The 16,244-nt window shown below is 66.6% G+C and carries 16 protein-coding genes; 15 read left to right on the top strand and 1 reads right to left on the bottom strand.

Annotated features, from left to right (window positions below):
• The first annotated feature begins 63 nt into the window (after positions 1–63).
• The 13 genes from CTA01S_RS06090 to CTA01S_RS06030 all read left to right on the top strand — a co-directional run bounded on the left by CTA01S_RS06090 (position 64) and on the right by CTA01S_RS06030 (position 12,675).
• Positions 64–459, top strand: coding sequence for a YbbN family protein (locus tag CTA01S_RS06090; RefSeq protein WP_232301004.1), 396 nt, complete (start codon positions 64–66; stop codon positions 457–459).
• Positions 460–645: 186 nt separating this feature from the next.
• Positions 646–1,434, top strand: coding sequence for a FadR/GntR family transcriptional regulator (locus CTA01S_RS06085; protein ID WP_062193311.1), 789 nt, complete (start codon positions 646–648; stop codon positions 1,432–1,434).
• Positions 1,431–2,330: an L-threonate dehydrogenase gene (gene ltnD, locus CTA01S_RS06080; RefSeq protein WP_062193307.1), complete on the top strand. Its 900-nt coding sequence runs from the start codon at positions 1,431–1,433 to the stop codon at positions 2,328–2,330. The genes CTA01S_RS06085 and ltnD overlap by 4 nt, the downstream gene beginning before the upstream one ends.
• Entirely contained in the window at positions 2,327–3,586 is a 1,260-nt protein-coding gene (gene otnK / locus CTA01S_RS06075; protein WP_062193302.1) for a 3-oxo-tetronate kinase, read from the top strand. Before ltnD ends, otnK begins: the two co-directional genes overlap by 4 nt.
• Positions 3,586–4,257 carry a class II aldolase/adducin family protein gene (locus tag CTA01S_RS06070; RefSeq protein ID WP_062193298.1) on the top strand — a complete coding sequence of 224 codons (672 nt, stop codon included), beginning with the start codon at positions 3,586–3,588 and terminating at the stop codon, positions 4,255–4,257. The genes otnK and CTA01S_RS06070 overlap by 1 nt, the downstream gene beginning before the upstream one ends.
• Before the next feature lie 9 nt (positions 4,258–4,266).
• Positions 4,267–5,055, top strand: a complete 789-nt coding sequence (gene otnI, locus CTA01S_RS06065) for a 2-oxo-tetronate isomerase (RefSeq protein WP_019561155.1) — start codon at positions 4,267–4,269, stop codon at positions 5,053–5,055.
• Complete coding sequence (denD, locus tag CTA01S_RS06060; RefSeq protein WP_062193294.1) at positions 5,052–6,068, top strand: D-erythronate dehydrogenase; 1,017 nt, start codon at positions 5,052–5,054, stop codon at positions 6,066–6,068. Before otnI ends, denD begins: the two co-directional genes overlap by 4 nt.
• Positions 6,069–6,141: 73 nt before the next feature.
• Positions 6,142–7,113, top strand: a complete 972-nt coding sequence (locus CTA01S_RS06055) for a TRAP transporter substrate-binding protein (protein WP_019561153.1) — start codon at positions 6,142–6,144, stop codon at positions 7,111–7,113.
• Positions 7,114–7,225: 112 nt separating this feature from the next.
• Positions 7,226–7,726 carry a TRAP transporter small permease gene (locus tag CTA01S_RS06050; protein WP_019561152.1) on the top strand — a complete coding sequence of 167 codons (501 nt, stop codon included), beginning with the start codon at positions 7,226–7,228 and terminating at the stop codon, positions 7,724–7,726.
• Positions 7,727–7,760: 34 nt separating this feature from the next.
• Positions 7,761–9,071 (top strand): TRAP transporter large permease, encoded by a 1,311-nt coding sequence (locus tag CTA01S_RS06045; protein WP_062193290.1) that lies wholly within the window; start codon positions 7,761–7,763, stop codon positions 9,069–9,071.
• A gap of 20 nt (positions 9,072–9,091) precedes the next feature.
• On the top strand, positions 9,092–10,540 hold the full coding sequence (locus tag CTA01S_RS06040; protein ID WP_157451308.1) for an aldehyde dehydrogenase family protein: 1,449 nt from the start codon (positions 9,092–9,094) through the stop codon (positions 10,538–10,540).
• Positions 10,541–10,547: 7 nt separating this feature from the next.
• The gene (locus CTA01S_RS06035; protein ID WP_019561149.1) at positions 10,548–11,303 is read left to right on the top strand and encodes an SDR family oxidoreductase; all 756 of its coding nucleotides are present in this window, start codon (positions 10,548–10,550) and stop codon (positions 11,301–11,303) included.
• Positions 11,304–11,505: 202 nt separating this feature from the next.
• A complete protein-coding gene (locus CTA01S_RS06030; RefSeq protein ID WP_232301003.1) occupies positions 11,506–12,675 on the top strand; it encodes a rhodanese-like domain-containing protein in 1,170 nt (389 codons plus the stop codon).
• A gap of 23 nt (positions 12,676–12,698) precedes the next feature.
• Here the strand turns inward: CTA01S_RS06030 and CTA01S_RS06025 are convergent, their stop codons facing one another.
• Positions 12,699–13,256 carry an HNH endonuclease gene (locus tag CTA01S_RS06025; protein WP_019561147.1) on the bottom strand — a complete coding sequence of 186 codons (558 nt, stop codon included), beginning with the start codon at positions 13,254–13,256 and terminating at the stop codon, positions 12,699–12,701.
• A gap of 432 nt (positions 13,257–13,688) precedes the next feature.
• On the opposite strand from CTA01S_RS06025, the gene CTA01S_RS06020 reads away from it, so the two are divergent.
• Both CTA01S_RS06020 and CTA01S_RS06015 read left to right on the top strand, forming a co-directional pair.
• On the top strand, positions 13,689–14,405 hold the full coding sequence (locus tag CTA01S_RS06020; protein WP_019561146.1) for a TetR/AcrR family transcriptional regulator: 717 nt from the start codon (positions 13,689–13,691) through the stop codon (positions 14,403–14,405).
• A 15-nt stretch (positions 14,406–14,420) separates the two neighbouring features.
• Complete coding sequence (locus CTA01S_RS06015) at positions 14,421–16,211, top strand: acyl-CoA dehydrogenase C-terminal domain-containing protein (RefSeq protein ID WP_019561145.1); 1,791 nt, start codon at positions 14,421–14,423, stop codon at positions 16,209–16,211.
• Positions 16,212–16,244 lie beyond the last annotated feature (33 nt).

Raw genomic sequence — 16,244 nt, 5'->3', positions numbered from 1 at the left:
GCCGTGTGAGCCCCAAGCGGACCTGCGGCGACAGCGTCGCTGCGGATCCGAACGGGAGCAACCGTGCATCCAGCCTCCAACTCACCCCCGATGGTGCATGTGGCTTGCCTTTGTGCGGCCTGGTGTCGCTTGTGCGAAGGCTACACCGCGGTGTTGCACGAGGTCGTTGCGGCCTTGCAAGCCGAAGGCCGGCCGTTGCACCTGCATTGGATCGATATCGAAGATGACGCTGCCCTGGTGGGCGATGTCGATGTCGAAACCTTTCCCACCCTGGTCGTGGCCAGCATCGAGGCCTCGCAGGTCACGGTGCGTTTTGCCGGCCCGGTCACTCCGCAGCCGGCCACGCTGAGCCGGCTGCTGCGCGCAGCCGTGGCCGATGCCGCGCGGGGCGAAGCTCCCCGGCCGGTGCCTCCGCCCATCCAGGCGTTTGCCCAGCGGCTGCTCGCGCCGTGGCGATAGATCCCGCATTGCGCCGAGTGCCCACCCTGGCACCACGGTGATCCTGGGCTTCGGCCTGGCTGCAGGTGCCCTGCCACCCAGGAGGGAGGAGGGCAAGGAGGGAGGAGGGCACGAGCCCCAATGAAAGCGTGCGCTTCGGGTAAGTCCTGGTGGTGCCCGAACCCGTCAAATTTGTATGATGACCTGATGACACGACGGCTTCTCCCTGCCGAGCCTTTGCAAGCGCCGGATCGCTTGTCGGACCAGTTGGCCGACTTGCTGCGCCAGCGCATCGAGCGCGGCGAGTTGCGTCCCCAGGACCGCCTGCCCACCGAGCAGGAACTGGCCGAGCGCCACGGTGTCTCGCGCACCGTGGTGCGCGAGGCCGTGAGTCGGCTCAAGTCGATGGGCTTGCTCGTGTCGCGCCAGGGCTCCGGCGTGTTCGTGGCGCCGGTGTCCCGGGCCAGGCCGCTGGCCTTCGACCCGGCGGTGCTGCATTCGCTGGAGGCGGTGATCCAAGTGGTCGAAGTGCGCCGCGCGCTCGAAGGCGAGGTCGCGGCCTTGGCGGCCCAGCGCGCCGACCAAGCCGCCGTGCAGCGCATTCTCGCGGCCTTGGCCGCCATCGATACGGCGGTGGCCGCCGGAGGCGATGGCGTCGAGGAAGATTTGCATTTCCATCGCACCGTGGCCGCCGCCACGGGCAACCCGCAGTTCACCCGCTTGCTGGGTTTTCTGGAGCAATACCAGCGCGATGCGATGACCGTCACGCGGGCCAACGAGGCCATGCGGGAAGACTTCATGGAGCAAGTGCGCGCCGAGCACCGCGAGATCGCGCAGGCCATCGCCGCCCACGACCCCGAGCGGGCCCGGCAGGCCGCCACCACCCACATGCTGCGGGCGGCCCGCCGCATCGAAGAAGCCGATGCATCGGTGCGCGCAGCGCTCAGTGCAGCCCTGGTGCCGCGTCGGCACTCCACCAAAGGATCCGATTCATGAGTGACAAGACCCTGGGCGTCATCGGTCTGGGCTCCATGGGCCTGGGCGCGGCCGTGTCGGCCCATCGCAAGGGGGTGCCCACCTGGGGCTACGACCCGCGCGCCGACGCCTGCGAGGCGTTCGCCAACGCAGGTGGTCGCGTGGCGGCCACACCGGCAGAGCTTGCCGCACGATGCGATGTGGTGCTCATCTTGGTGGTCAATGCCACGCAAACCGAAGACGTGCTCTTTGGCAGCGGGGCCGTGGCCGAGCACATGCAGCCGGGCTCGGTGGTGGTGGCCTCGGCCACGGTGGACCCGGCCCTGCCACCCCGGTGGGAGGCCCGCTTGCGCGAGCGCGGCCTGTGGTTGATCGATGCGCCGGTCTCCGGCGGGCCGACCAAGGCCGCGCGCGGCGAGCTGACGATCATGGCCTCGGGCCGCCCGCAAGCCTTCGAGGCGGCAGGCGGCGTGCTCGATGCCTTGGCCAGCAAGGTCTATCGCCTGGGCGATGCGGCAGGCATCGGCTCCACCGTGAAGATGGTCAACCAGCATCTGGCCGGCGTGCACATCGCTGCGGCGGCCGAGGCCATGGCCTTGGGCCTGCGCGCCGGTGCCGATCCGGCCCAGCTCTACGAGGTGATCTGCAACTCGGCCGGCATGAGCTGGATGTTCCAGAACCGCGTGCCGCACATCTTGGCCGGTGACTACCGGCCGCTGTCGGCGGTCAACATCTTCGTGAAAGACCTGGGCATCGTGCTCGATGCCGCACGTCAATTCACGATGCCGCTGCCGCTGGCGGCGGCCGCGCATCAGATGTTCTTGCAGGCGGCTGCCGCTGGCCATGGTGGCGAAGACGACAGCGCAGTCATCAAGATCTTCCCGGGCATCGAACTGCCCCAAGGGCCGAACGCATGACGGTCTTGGGTGTCATTGCCGACGATTTCACCGGCGCCACCGACGTGGCCAGCATGCTGGTGCGCGCCGGCATGCGCACGGTGCAGGTGATCGGGGTGCCAGACGGGCCGCCTGTGCAGGCCGATGCCGTGGTGGTGGCGCTGAAATCGCGCACCACACCGGCACACCAGGCGGTGGCCGAATCGCTGGCGGCGTTGCGCTGGCTGCAGGCAGCCGGTGCGCGGCAGTTCTATTTCAAGTACTGCTCCACCTTCGATTCCACGCCTGCGGGCAACATCGGCCCGGTGGCCGAAGCCCTGCTGGAGGCGCTCGGTGCCGATTTCACCATCGCCTGCCCCGCCTTTCCCGAGAATGGGCGCACGGTGTTTCGTGGGCACTTGTTCGTGGGCGATGAGCTGTTGAGCGACTCGGGCATGCGCCACCATCCGCTGACGCCCATGAACGATGCCAACCTCTTGCGGGTGTTGCAAGCCCAATCGCGAGGCCGCGTCGGCCTGGTGCGCCATGACACGGTCAAGCAAGGCGTGCCGGCCGTGCAGGCGCGCTTTGCCTGCTTGCGCGCCGAGGGCGTGCGCTTGGCGGTGGCCGATGCGATCGACAACGACGACTTGCGCACCCTGGCGGTGGCCTGCGCCGATCTGCCCTTGATCACCGCCGGCTCGGGCCTGGCCTTGGGCTTGCCGGCCGTGTACGAGGCGCGCGGCTGGATCCGGCCCGATGCGCAAGCCGCCGCGCTCCAAGCCGTGGGTGGGGCGGCGGCCGTGCTCGCGGGCTCGTGCTCGGCGGCCACCCGCGCGCAGGTGCAGCACTGGATCGCTTCGGGCCGGCCGGCGCTGCGCCTGGACGCCCGCGAGCTCGCGCAAGGCCGGCCGCTGGCGGCCGAGGCCCTGGCCTGGGCGCGCGCGCACCTGCCCGAAGCGCCGGTATTGATCTATGCCACGGCCCGGCCCGAGGAGGTGCAAGCCATCCAAGCCGAGTTCGGGGCCGAGCGGGCCGGCGCGCTGGTCGAAGCCTGTTTGGCAGCGATCGCACAAGGCTTGATCGCCAGCGGCGTGCGCCGCTTGGTGGTGGCCGGCGGAGAAACCTCCGGTGCGGTCGTCCAAGCGCTGGGGGTGCGGCAGTTGCGCATCGGCGCGGCGATCGACCCCGGCGTGCCCTGGACGCAGGTCGAGCATCGGCCGCTGCTGCTGGCCTTGAAGTCCGGCAACTTCGGCAGCACCGATTTCTTCAGCAAAGCCTTGGAGCAGGTGAGCTGATGCACGGCCAAGACCTTTTGCGCCAGGACCTCTGCCGCATCGGCCGCTCGCTCTTCGAGCGCGGCTATGTGCATGCCACGGCGGGCAACATCAGCCTGCGTTTGGAGGCGCCCGACGGTGGGGGCATTCTCATCACGCCGACCGATGCCTGCCTGGGCTTTCTCGCACCCGAGCAACTGGCCTGGGTGGATGCGCAAGGCCAGCAGCGCAGCGGCGAGCGTGCCAGCAAGACGCTGGCCTTGCATCGGCGCATCTATGCGGCCGCGCCCGATGCGCGTTGCGTGATCCATACCCATTCCACCCATCTGGTGGCGCTCACGCTGCAAGGGGTTTGGCGCGTGGACGACATCCTGCCGCCACTGACACCGTACTACGTGATGAAAGTCGGCCACGTGCCGCTCATGGCGTACCGCCGCCCCGGCGCCCCCGAGGTGGCCGACCAGGTGGCCCAAGCGATCGAGGCGGCTGCGCGACGCGGCACGCCCTTGCGCGCCGTGATGCTCGACCGCTTGGGCCCCGTGGTGTGGGGCCCCAGCGCCACGCAAGCCATGGCCACCTTGGAGGAACTGGAAGAAACCGCCAAGCTGTGGCTGATGTGCCGCCGCGAGCCTGCGCCTTTGAGCCAGGCCCAGATCGATGAATTGCGCCGCCATTTCGGCGCCTGCTGGTGAGACCCGACCATGCCCCGCTTCGCCGCCAATCTGTCGATGATGTACACCGAATACGACTTTCTGGACCGCTTCGCGGCGGCGGCGGCCGATGGGTTCAAAGCCGTCGAGTTTTTGTTCCCCTATGCCTATGCGCCGGCCGAGATTGCCCGTCGCCTGCGCGATCAGGGCCTCACGCAAGCCTTGTTCAATCTGCCGCCGGGAGACTGGGAGCGCGGCGAACGCGGCTTGGCCGCGCTACCGGGCCGTCAGGCCGAATTCGCCGCCAGCGTGCAGCAGGCCTTGGTGTACGCCCAGGCCACTGGCTGTCGCCGTGTGCACGTGATGGCCGGCTTGACGCCCCCGGGGGCCGACCTCGACGCCATGCGACGCACCTACGTGGCCAACTTGCGCCATGCCGCCGAGCAATTCGCCCCGTACGGCATCACGGCCTTGATCGAGCCCATCAACACCCGCGACATGCCGGGCTATTTCCTGACCCATCAGCAACAGGCCCATGACATCGTGGCCGAAGTGGGCGCGGCCAACCTGAAAGTGCAGATGGATCTCTACCACTGTCAGATCATGGAAGGCGACCTGCTGACGCGCTTGAAGCGCCATCGAGCCGCCATCGGGCATCTGCAGATCGCCGGGGTGCCGCAACGCCACGAGCCCGACACGGGCGAGGTCAACTACCGTTGGCTCTTGGACGAGATCGATGCGCTGGGCTACGACGGCTACATCGGCTGCGAATACCGCCCCCGGGCCGGCACCTCGGCCGGGCTGGGTTGGTTTGCGCCTTACAGAGACGCTCAAGCATGAAGATCCTCATCACCGGCGGCGCGGGTTTTCTGGGCGCGCGCCTGGCACGCGAATTGTTGCAACGCCAGTGCCTGCGCGGCCAGCGCATCCAGCGCCTGGTCTTGGCCGATCTGGCCGAGTTGCATGACCCCGTCTTGAGTGCCGATGCCCGCGTGCACATGCGGGTGGGCGATCTGTTGGCGCAGATGCCGGCATTGATGGCTGAAGACTTCGACGCGGTGTTCCACCTGGCATCGGCCGTCTCGGCCGAATGCGAAGCCGATTTCGACCTGGGCCTGCGCGCCAACCTCGACACCACGCGGGCGCTGCTCGATGCTTGCCGGGCCCAATCCGCCCGCGGCGGGCCGGTGCCATTGTTCGTCTTTTCCAGCTCGGTGGCCGTGTATGGATCGGACCCGGCGCTGCCGCTGCCGGCCGAGGTGGACGACCGCACCTTGCCCACGCCGCAGTCCAGCTATGGCATCCACAAATTCATCTGCGAGCAGCTGGTGGCCGATTACACCCGCAAGGGCTACATCGATGGCCGCGCTGCCCGGCTGATGACGGTGGCGGTGCGTCCGGGGCCACCCAACCGGGCGGCCTCGTCCTTTTTGTCGAGCATCGTGCGTGAACCTTTGGCCGGTCTGCCAGCCATCTGCCCGGTCGCCCCCGACACCGAAGTGGCCCTGGCCTCGCCGGCCAGCACCATCGCCGGGCTGCTCACCGTGGCCGAAGCCTCCCGCGAAGACTTTGCAGGGCGCACGGCCTTGAACCTGCCGGCGCTGACCGTCACCGTGCAACAAATGCTCGATGCCCTGCGCGACATCGGCGGCCAAGACGCGCTGCGGTGCGTGCGTTTCCAGCCCGATGCCACCATCGCGCGCATCGTCGGCGGCTGGCCCTCCCGTTTCGACAGCGCTCGCGCGCGCGCGCTCGGGCTGAGCCCGGACCGTGATGTCCACAGCATCGTGCGCCAATACGTGCGCGACCATCGCCAGGCCGTGCGCAACGCGCAGGCACTGTCGATGCCCTGAGGGCCGATCCTCACGACGATACCGACGCTTTGACTTCACCCCCCTCGTTCACCACAGCACAGGAGACAAACCCATGACACTCAAACCCCTCGTCGCTCTTGCCACCGCCGGTCTTGGCCTCATGGCCGCAGCGCAGGCACAAACCGTGCTCAAGATCGGCTATGCCACCTCACCGCAGTCGCACTACGGGGTGGGCTCTACTGTGTTCTGCGAGGAGATCGAAAAGGGCACGCAGGGCCGCTACAAGTGCCAGCAATTCCCCAACTCGGCGCTGGGCGGCGAGCGTGAGCAAATCGAGGCGGTGCAACTGGGCACGCAAGACCTGGTCAACACCTCCACCGGGCCGCTGGGCAACTTCGTGCCCGAAGTCAAGATCGTCGACATCCCCTTCCTGTTCCGCGACTACGACCATGCGCGCAAGGTCCTCGATGGCCCGATCGGACAAGATTTGCTCAAGAAAATGGCGGCCAAGGGCTTGATTGGACTGGCCTGGACGGAAAACGGCTTTCGTCACATGACCAACAACAAGCGTCCCATCGTCCATGCCTCCGATGCCGCCGGGCTGAAGATGCGCACGATGGAAAACAAAGTGCACATGGACGGCTACAAGACCTTTGGCATCCTGCCCACGCCCATGCCGTTTCCCGAGCTGTTCACTGCCCTGCAACAAGGCACGGTCGATGGCCAAGAGAACCCGATCCCGGTGATCTTGTCGTCCAAGTTCTCGCAGGTCCAAAAGCACCTCTCGCTCACGGGCCATGTGTATTCACCGGCCGTGCTGATCCTCTCGCCAGCGGTGTGGAACAAGCTGTCCGAGGCGGACAAGAAAGTCTTCGTCGAAGCCGCCAAGAAAGGTGCGGCAGCCCAGCGCAAAAAGGTCAATGACGACGAGAACCAGGGCATTGCCCAACTCAAGGCCGAAGGCATGCAAGTCGTCGAGAAAGTCGATGGCGACAGCTTCCGCAAAGCGGTGGCCCCGGCCTACGCGCAGTTTGCCAAAGAGTTCGGCGCCGACCGGATCGCGGCGATCCAGGCCGTGAAATAAGCCAAAGCGCCACGGCGCGCCTCTGAGGCCCAAGCCCACGCCGCCGCGACACCGGCGGCGCGGCGCAGGCCGCCTGTTGCGAACTGCCTCCTCCTGAGCAAAGAGGTGCTCGATGAAGTACTTGACCTCGGTGTTTCGTGGGATCGACCGCGCCGTCGAAGCCTTGGCCCTGCATGTAGCGTGTGCCTTGCTCGCGGTGATTGCCTGCCTGGGCTTGTGGCAGGTGCTCTCACGCTTCGTGCTGTCGCAACCGTCCACCTTCACCGAGGAGGCCATGCGCCGCCTGTTGATCTGGATGGTGATGCTGGGCGTGGTGGCCGCCTTCCGCCGAGGCGCCTTGGTGTCGGTGGACCTGATGCTGCGCTGGTCCCGTGGCCGATGGCGGCAGTTCGTGCGCGGCCTCATCACCGCCACCAGCCTGGCGTTCCTGGCCGTGCTGGTGTGGTATGGGATCGACCTGGCCTGGCGCGTGCGCTTCCAAACCTTCGCCAGCATGGACATCTCCATGGGCTGGGCCTATGCGGCGCTGCCGGTGGGGGCCTTGCTGGCCATGGTGGCCGTCCTGGCCCATCACGTCGACCCGCAGCATCAAGAGCTTCAGACCGCGCAATGAGGCGCACCCCCCGCTGGCCACAGAGGACCTGCCGATGTCATTCACCCTGCTCGTCACGATGCTGCTGGGCTTTGCCTTCAGCGTCTCGATTGCCGTCTCCATCGGGGCTGCGGCCATGCTCGGCATGGCCTTCTACGAGCCCGACAAGCTCATCCTGGCGCCCAAGGAAATGTTCACCGCCATCGACAAGTTTCCGCTGGCGGCCATTCCCTTTTTCATCCTGGCGGGCAATCTGATGGAGGCCGGCGGCATCTCCCGCCGCCTGGTGGACTTTGCCAAGGCCCTCGTCGGCGGCGTGCAAGGGGGCCTGCCCATGACCTGCGTGCTGACGTGCATGATCTTCGCCGCCGTCTCCGGCTCCTCGGTGGCCACCACGTTTGCCATTGGGGCCATCTTGGTGCCCGCGCTGATTCAACATGGTTACCCCAAGAGCTACGCGGCCTCGCTGCAGGCCACCTCGGCCGAATTGGGCGTGGTGATCCCGCCGTCCATTCCGATGATTCTGTTCGGCGTGTCGGCCGAGGTGTCGATCGGCGAGCTGTTCATCGCCGGTATCGGGCCCGGCGTGCTGATCGGCGGCGTGTTGATGCTGTTCGTCTACCTGTATTGCCGCTGGAAGGGCTGGGGCCAACGCGATGGCGAAGGCCGACTGCCTGTGCTGCAGGCCGCCGGCCGCGCTGGCTGGGCGCTGCTGATGCCCGTCATCATCCTGGGTGGCATCTATGGCGGCGTCTTCACGCCCACCGAGGCCTCGGTGGTGGCGGTCTTCTACGCCCTGATCGTGGGCTTCCTGATCCACCGAGAACTCGCCCTGCGCGATCTGGTCCCGGTGCTGCGCAAGTCGGTGATCTCCAGCGCGGTGATCATGTTCATCATCGCCAACGCCGGCTTGTTCGCGTATCTCATCACGCGCGCGGGCATCCCCGATTTACTGGGCCAATGGCTCACCGAAGTGCTGCGCTCGCCAGGGTGGTTCTTGCTGGGCGTCAATGCCGCGCTGTTCGTGATCGGCATGTTCATTGAAACGTCGGCGGCCATCATCGTGCTGGCTCCCATCCTCGTGCCGGTGGCCTCACACTTCGGCATCGACCCGATCCATTTCGGCATCATCATGGTGGTCAATCTGGCCATGGGCATGATCACGCCGCCCTTCGGGGTCAATCTCTTTGCCGCCTGTACCGTGGCGCGCATCTCGCTCGACCAGATCATCCGGCACCTGCTGCCGTTCGTGCTCGTCATCCTGGGCTGCTTGATGATCATCACCTATGTTCCAGTCATCAGCCTGGGCCTGCGCGACCTGGTGTTCGCGGCACCGGCCCTCGGCCCAGCGATCGGCCCGCAGTGAGCGCCGACAAGGAGTCCGCCATGAGCACCGTGCCCCGTTACCTGCACTTCATCGCCCACCGCCCAGTGCCCTCGGCCAGCGGCGAGACCCTGCCGGTGGTCGATCCCTCCGACGGCCAAGTCTTCGCCGAGATCGCTCGCGGCGGCGCGGCCGAGATCGATCAGGCCGTGAGCGCGGCCCGGCGCGCCGCCGAAGGCGCCTGGGGCCGAATGCCGGGCGTCGAACGCGGACGCATCCTCGCGCGTGCCGGCGCGCTGATCCAGCAGCATGCCGACGAATTGATGCAACTCGAATCGCGCGACTGCGGCAAGCCGCTCACGCAGGCCCGCAACGACGTCGCCGCCGTGGCGCGCTACTTCGAGTTCTATGCCGGCGCGGCCGACAAAGTCGGGGGGCAGGTCTTGCCCTATCTCGCCGGCTACACCGTGCTGGCCGAGCGCGAGCCCCATGGCGTGACCGGCCACATCATCCCCTGGAACTATCCGCTGCAGATCTTCGGCCGCTCGGTGGGCGCGGCGCTGGCCGCCGGCAACGCCTGCGTGGTCAAGCCGGCCGAAGACGCCTGCCTGTCGCTGCTGCGCCTGGCCGAGTTGTTGGCCCAAGCGGGGCTGCCCGAGGGCGCCTTGAACATCGTCACCGGACTCGGCAGCGAAGCCGGCGCGGCGCTGGCCTCGCATCCGGGGCTGGACCACATCTCCTTCACCGGCTCGCCGCCCACCGGCACCTTGGTGGCCCAAGCTGCCGCGGCGAACCATGTGCCGGTGACGCTGGAGCTCGGCGGCAAATCGCCGCAAGTGGTGTTCGACGACGCCGACCTCGAGGCCGCCGTGCCGGTCATCGTCAATGCCATCGTTCAAAACGCCGGGCAAACCTGCTCGGCCGGCAGCCGCCTGCTGGTGCAGCGTGGCGTCTACGAACCGCTGCTGGACGAGCTCACGGCGGCCTTTTCGGCGCTGCGCGTGGGGCCGGCTGCGGCCGACCTGGCCTGCGGACCGCTGATCCGCGCCTCCCAGTTGGCGCGCGTGCGACAGATGGTGCACCAAGCCCGTGACGACGGCTTGATCGTCGCAGCCCATGGCCACATCGTCACCGATGCGCCGCATGGCGGCTACTACTTTGCGCCCATGCTCTTTCGTGACGTGCCGCACCACCATCGCTTGGCCCAGGAGGAAGTCTTCGGCCCGGTGCTGGCGGCCATGGCCTTCGACACCGAAGACCAAGCCGTGCAGCTGGCCAATGGCACGCGCTTCGGCCTGGTGGCCGGGGTGTGGACCCGCGACGGCTCGCGCGCGCTGCGCCTGGCCAAGCGCCTGCGCTGCGGCCAAGTCTTCATCAACAACTACGGCGCAGCCGGCGGTGTGGAGCTGCCCTTCGGCGGCGTCAAGGCCAGCGGTCATGGTCGCGAGAAGGGTCTCGAAGGCCTGATCAGCTTCACGCGCGTGAAAACCATTGCCATCAAGCACGACTGAGGTGTCCATGAGACTGCAAGACAAGATCGCCATCGTCACCGGCGCCGGCTCCGGCTTCGGCGAGGGCATTGCCAAGCGCTTCGCGCAAGAAGGCTGCAAGGTCATCGTCAACGACCTCGTGGCCGAAGGCGGACAGCGCGTGGTGGCCGACATTCGCGCCGCCGGCGGCCAGGCGCACTTCATCCAGGCCGATGTGTCCAAGGATGCCGAGGTCAAGCGCTTGATCGACGGCGCCATCGCCCACTTTGGCGGCTTGCACATCGTCGTCAACAACGCCGGCACGACCCACCGCAACCGGCCCATGCTGGAAGTCAGCGAAGAAGAGTTCGACCGCATCTACGCGGTCAACGTCAAGAGCCTGTTCCTGACGGCGCGGCATGCAGTGCCGTACTTTCGTGCGCAAAAAGGCGGCTGTTTCATCACGATCGCCTCCACGGCCGGTGTGCGCCCGCGCCCTGGGCTGACCTGGTACAACGGCAGCAAAGGGGCGGCCATCACCACCAGCCGCTCGATGGCGGCCGAACTCGGCCCCGATCGCATCCGCGTCAACGTCATCAACCCGGTGGCCGGCGAGACCGCGCTGTTGGCCCAATTCATGGGCGAAGACACCCCCGAGCGGCGCGCGCAATTCATTGCCACCGTGCCGCTGGGACGCTTGAGCCGCCCGCTGGACGTTGCCAACGCCGCGCTCTTTCTGGCCAGCGACGAAGCCGAGTTCATCACCGGCGCCTGCCTGGAGGTCGATGGCGGGCGTTGCGTGTAACGTCTCGTTTCAAATGCGGCGCGGCCGGGCGGGCGCCGCCCGCAGAGGATGAGAACGATTCGACGAAGGGCCGCATTTCCTGGCGCGCTTCCATTGACTTGTCGCCTGCGTGGCGCAGCATCTCAGGTATCTTTCGCCCCCGACGCACGCTCGGGTGCGAGCGTCGTGGTATGACGACACAAGATTCTGCGGGGATGCCGACATGAAAGTTTCGAAGATGGCGCGTGCCGTGGCAGTGGCCATGGGCGTGATGGGCGTGGCTGCTGCGTCGCCGGCCCAGGTCAAGGTGCTGATCAATCCGGGCGACCAAGGCGAGCAGTCGCGCTATGCCATCTACAGCGCATGGAAATCTGCCGTCGAGGCGGCGCTGCGCAAGGAAAAGCTCACGCCGGTGGTGGCCTTGTCCACCGATGCCACGGCCGATCTGGCCACCACGCGCTCGCGGCTGCATGACATTTTCGTGGCGCCTGCCCATGTCATCGGCAGTGCGCTGCGCTATGGCTACACCCCGGTGGTGGGGCTGGACGCCACGGTGCAGGCCGTGCTCGTCGTGCCCAAGGACAGCCCGGTCAAGTCGCTGCAGGATGCGGCCGGCAAGCGGCTGGGCCTGCCCTTGCAGGACAGTCTCGTGACCTACCTCGTGCGTGGCGAGGTCAACGCGGCCAACACCACGATCAAACGCCATTTCGGCAGTGTCTACGAAACTCGCTACCAGGATGCCTTGCTGCCTTGCCTGCAAGTGCGCCGTTGCGACATCGTGGCCGTCGAGCGTAGCGTGTACGACCGATGGCTGGCCGCCGGCGAGCCGGTGCGCATCGTCATGGAAAGCAAGTTCTCGCCCTCTCTGAGCGTGGCGGTCAAGGACGGGCTGGGCGTCAGCGCCGAGACCTTGCGCGCCGCGATGGCCGACAGCACGGCCATCACTCAGGGCGCCAAGCTGGCCTTGCTGTCCAAGCGCGATTTCGAATACGTGTCCACCCTGGGCTACTTCACGCCACGCGCCCTGCCTGGGGCCACGGTGGTCGATGCGCAGACCGTTCAACGACTCATGCAGGCGGGCACGCACTACATCGACACCCGCACCGAGGCCGAATTCCGTGCCGGGCGTGTGCCTGGAGCCAAGCTCGTGCCCTATGTCGAGAAAAGCCCCAAGGAAGCCGATTACGATCCCTCGCTCGACAAGTTCGACCTTAGCCAGTTGCCAGCCGACAAAAACGCGGGCTTGATCTTTGCCTGCAACGGCCCCGAGTGCTGGAAGAGCTTCAAAGCCAGCCGAGCGGCCCTGCGGGCCGGCTATACCCGGGTGCACTGGTTCCGCGGCGGGTTCCCCGAGTGGCGCAGTGCGGGGTTGTCGGTGGACAAAGACGACTGAGAAAGACCACTGAGCCCCGCGCCTCAGCCGTGCAGACGGCTGCTGCGCGGCACGCTGGCCAACAAAAACTCCATCTGGTCGGCCAGGATGCGCCGCCCCCGCAGGATCATGTCCTCGTGCAGGCTGGGCACATAAGGCAGGTACAGCAGGCTCATGCGCGCTTCCTCGGGCGTGCGGTTGCCCTTGCGCCCATTGCAGGCTCGGCAAGCCGTGATGCAGTTCATCCAGCTGTCCGTGCCGCCTCGTGAGGTGGGCACGATGTGCTCGCGGGTCAGCTGGTCGGGATGAAAGCGCCCCCCGCAATAGGCACACATGTGGCGGTCGCGCGCGAACAACTTCGCATTCGACAGCGCTGGCACCTGCCGCCAGGCCCGACTGGGGATCGCCCCGCGCACCGCGACGATGGGGTGCAGTTCGATGCGCGATTGCAGGCCGCTGGCGCGCTGGATGCCACCACGCAACACGACGAAAGGATCGCCCAGCGTCCAAGCGATGCCATCGGTGGCGTAGAGCGTGGCCGCCTCCCGGGTGGAAATCCAGGCTTGCGGGCGGCCAGACACGTCGAGCTGCAGCACGTCCATGGGAATACCTTGAGTCCCTGCATTCGATGGGTGCAAACCGAGCAAAACGGGCCCAGCCCGTTTCGCATCGCAATCGCATCCAGCATATGGCAAGACGCTGCCGACGCTCAAGCACCGCCGACAAAGCCCATGTGTGGCGCCTTGGCCGCCGAAGGCCGGGGCTGGCTCCTGGGCCCGCCCGCGTTGCCATGGGCGCGCCGCTGCCGGCCACGGGAGCTCTGGCGGGCTTGTGTTCCGACCGGCCTTGTTCCACACTGGAGCGATACGACGGCTCACCCTGAGGCCCGGCCAAAACCTAGGGAAAACCCTTGTTTGGCGGCTCTGAAAGCGGTTTTCTAGGGGGAAAGCCCCAAGAAATGGCCGCAACGACTTGCCCCCTTGCGGTGGAATTCTGCAAAATAGAACGATCGTTCGTTTTATTCCGGGGTCTTCGTGAGCGCACTGCCTACCACCACGACCAAATCCCCTCGCGGGGCCGGTCGCAGCCTTCACAAGGGGCAGCAGACCAAGGCGGCCATTCTCGATGCGGCCCTGGCCCTGGCCTCGCAAGTGGGCTTGGAGGGCCTGTCCATCGGGGCGCTGGCCGAGGTCATGCGCATGAGCAAGTCGGGCGTGTTCGCCCACTTTGGCTCGCGCGAAGAGCTGCAGATCTCGGTGATCCGCGAATACCACCATCGCTTCGAGGAGGAAGTCTTCTTCCCCTCGCTGTCCGAGCCGCGCGGCTTGCCGCGCCTGCGGGCGCTGTTCGAGCGCTGGGTGCGGCGTGTGTCGGTGGAAATCGACTCGGGCTGCATCTACATCAGCGGCGCGGTGGAATTCGACGACCGCCCCGGGCCTGTGCGCGATGCCCTGGCCGACATGGTGCTCACCTGGCACAAGGCGCTGGGGCGCGCGATCGCCATCTCGGTGGAGGAAGGGCATTTGCGTGAGGACACTGATCCGCAGCAAATGCTGTTCGAGATCCACGGCCTGATCCTTGCCTTGCACCACGATGCTCGCTTCTTGCGCTCTGCCGGCGCGCTGGACCGTGCGCGCCGTGGTTTCGAGTTCATCGTGAGTCACTACGCGACGGACAAAGCGCCCAAGCCCGTGCCCTTGAAGTCGCCACGCAAGACCGCTTCCAAGACCTCCCGCCAATCGTCAGTCTGAACCCAGGAGCCTTTCATGCCCCAGTACACCCCGCCGCTGCGCGACATCCAATTCGTGATGCACGAAGTGCTGAACGTGGTCGATGAGCTCAAGACCTTGCCGGCGCATGCCGACATCGATGCCGAGACGATCAACGCGGTGCTCGAAGAAGGCGGCAAGTTCGCCGCCCAGGTCATCTTCCCGCTGAACATCAGCGGCGACGAAGAAGGCTGCACGCTGGACAAAACCACCCATGAAGTCAAGGCCCCCAAGGGCTTCAAGGAGGCCTACCGGCAGTACGTGGAAGGCGGCTGGCCGGCGCTGAGCTGCGACCCCGAATACGGGGGCCAGGGTCTGCCGCACGTGGTCAATCAGTCGTTCTACGAGATGCTCAACTCGGCCAACCAGGCCTGGACCATGTATCCCGGCCTGTCGCATGGTGCCTACGAGGCCTTGCATGCGCATGGCACGCCCGAGCAGAAGAAGCTGTACCTGCCCAAGCTCGTCAGCGGCGAGTGGACGGGCACCATGTGCCTGACCGAGCCGCATTGCGGCACCGACCTGGGCCTGCTGCGCACCAAGGCCGAGCCCCAGGGCGATGGCACCTACAAGCTCACGGGCCAGAAGATCTTCATCTCCGCCGGCGAACACGACCTGGCCGAGAACATCGTCCACCTGGTGCTGGCCCGCTTGCCCGATGCGCCGGCCGGCTCCAAGGGCATCTCGCTGTTCGTGGTGCCCAAGTTCAAGGTCAATGCCGACGGCTCGCTGGGTGAGCGCAACGCCATCTACTGCGGCGGCCTGGAGCACAAGATGGGCATCCATGGCAACGCCACCTGCCAAATGATCCTCGACGGTGCGGTGGGCACCATGGTGGGCGAGCCCAACCGGGGGCTGCAGGCGATGTTCGTGATGATGAATGCGGCTCGCTTGGGCGTGGGCATGCAGTCGCTGGGTCTGACCGAGGTGGCCTATCAGAACGCCGTGGCCTATGCCAAAGACCGCTTGCAAATGCGCGCCCTGTCGGGCCCGAAAGCGCCGGACAAGCCCGCCGACCCCATCATCGTGCACCCCGACGTGCGCAAGATGCTGCTGACCGCGCGGGCCTATGCCGAAGGCGCGCGTGCCGTGGCGATGTGGACGACGCTGCAGCTGGACAAGGAGCTGGCCAGTGACGATGAGCAAGTGCGCAAAGACTGCGCCGACTTGGTGGCGCTGCTGACGCCCATCATCAAGGCGTTCTTCACCGACAACGGCTGGATCGCCACGTCGCACTGCCTGCAGGTCTTCGGCGGCCATGGCTACATCAAAGAGTGGGGCATGGAGCAGTACGTGCGCGATGCCCGCATCAACATGATCTATGAGGGCACCAACACCGTCCAGGCGCTCGACCTGCTGGGCCGCAAGGTGCTGGCCGACAACGGCGCCAAGCTCAAGAAGTTCGGCAAGCTGGTGCAGGACTTCATTGAAGAAGAAGGCGTCAACGAGGCCATGCAGGAATTCATCAATCCGCTGGCCGACCTGGGCGAGAAAGTGACCAAGCTCACGATGGAGATCGGCATGAAGGCCATGGGCAATGCCGACGAAGTGGGAGCCGCCGCGGTCGACTATCTGCGCATTTGCGGCCACTTGGTGTTTGCGTACTTCTGGGCGCGCATGGCCAAGGTCGCGCTGGCCAAGAAAGACAGCGGCGACCCCTTCTACACCGCCAAGCTGGCCACGGCGCGTTTCTACTTCGCCAAGCTGCTGCCCGAGACCGCTGGCCTGATCCGCTCGGCTCGTGCCGGCCTCAAGCCGTTGATGGAGATGGACGAGGCGCTGTTCTGAGTTCACGCGGGCCGCCGGCCCGCTTTCATACGC

Source organism: Caldimonas taiwanensis NBRC 104434, from assembly GCF_001592165.1.
Classification (GTDB): Bacteria; Pseudomonadota; Gammaproteobacteria; order Burkholderiales; family Burkholderiaceae_C; genus Caldimonas; species Caldimonas manganoxidans.
The sequence above is the reverse complement of the archived record's forward strand: the minus strand, read 5'-3'. Positions and strand labels throughout refer to the sequence as shown.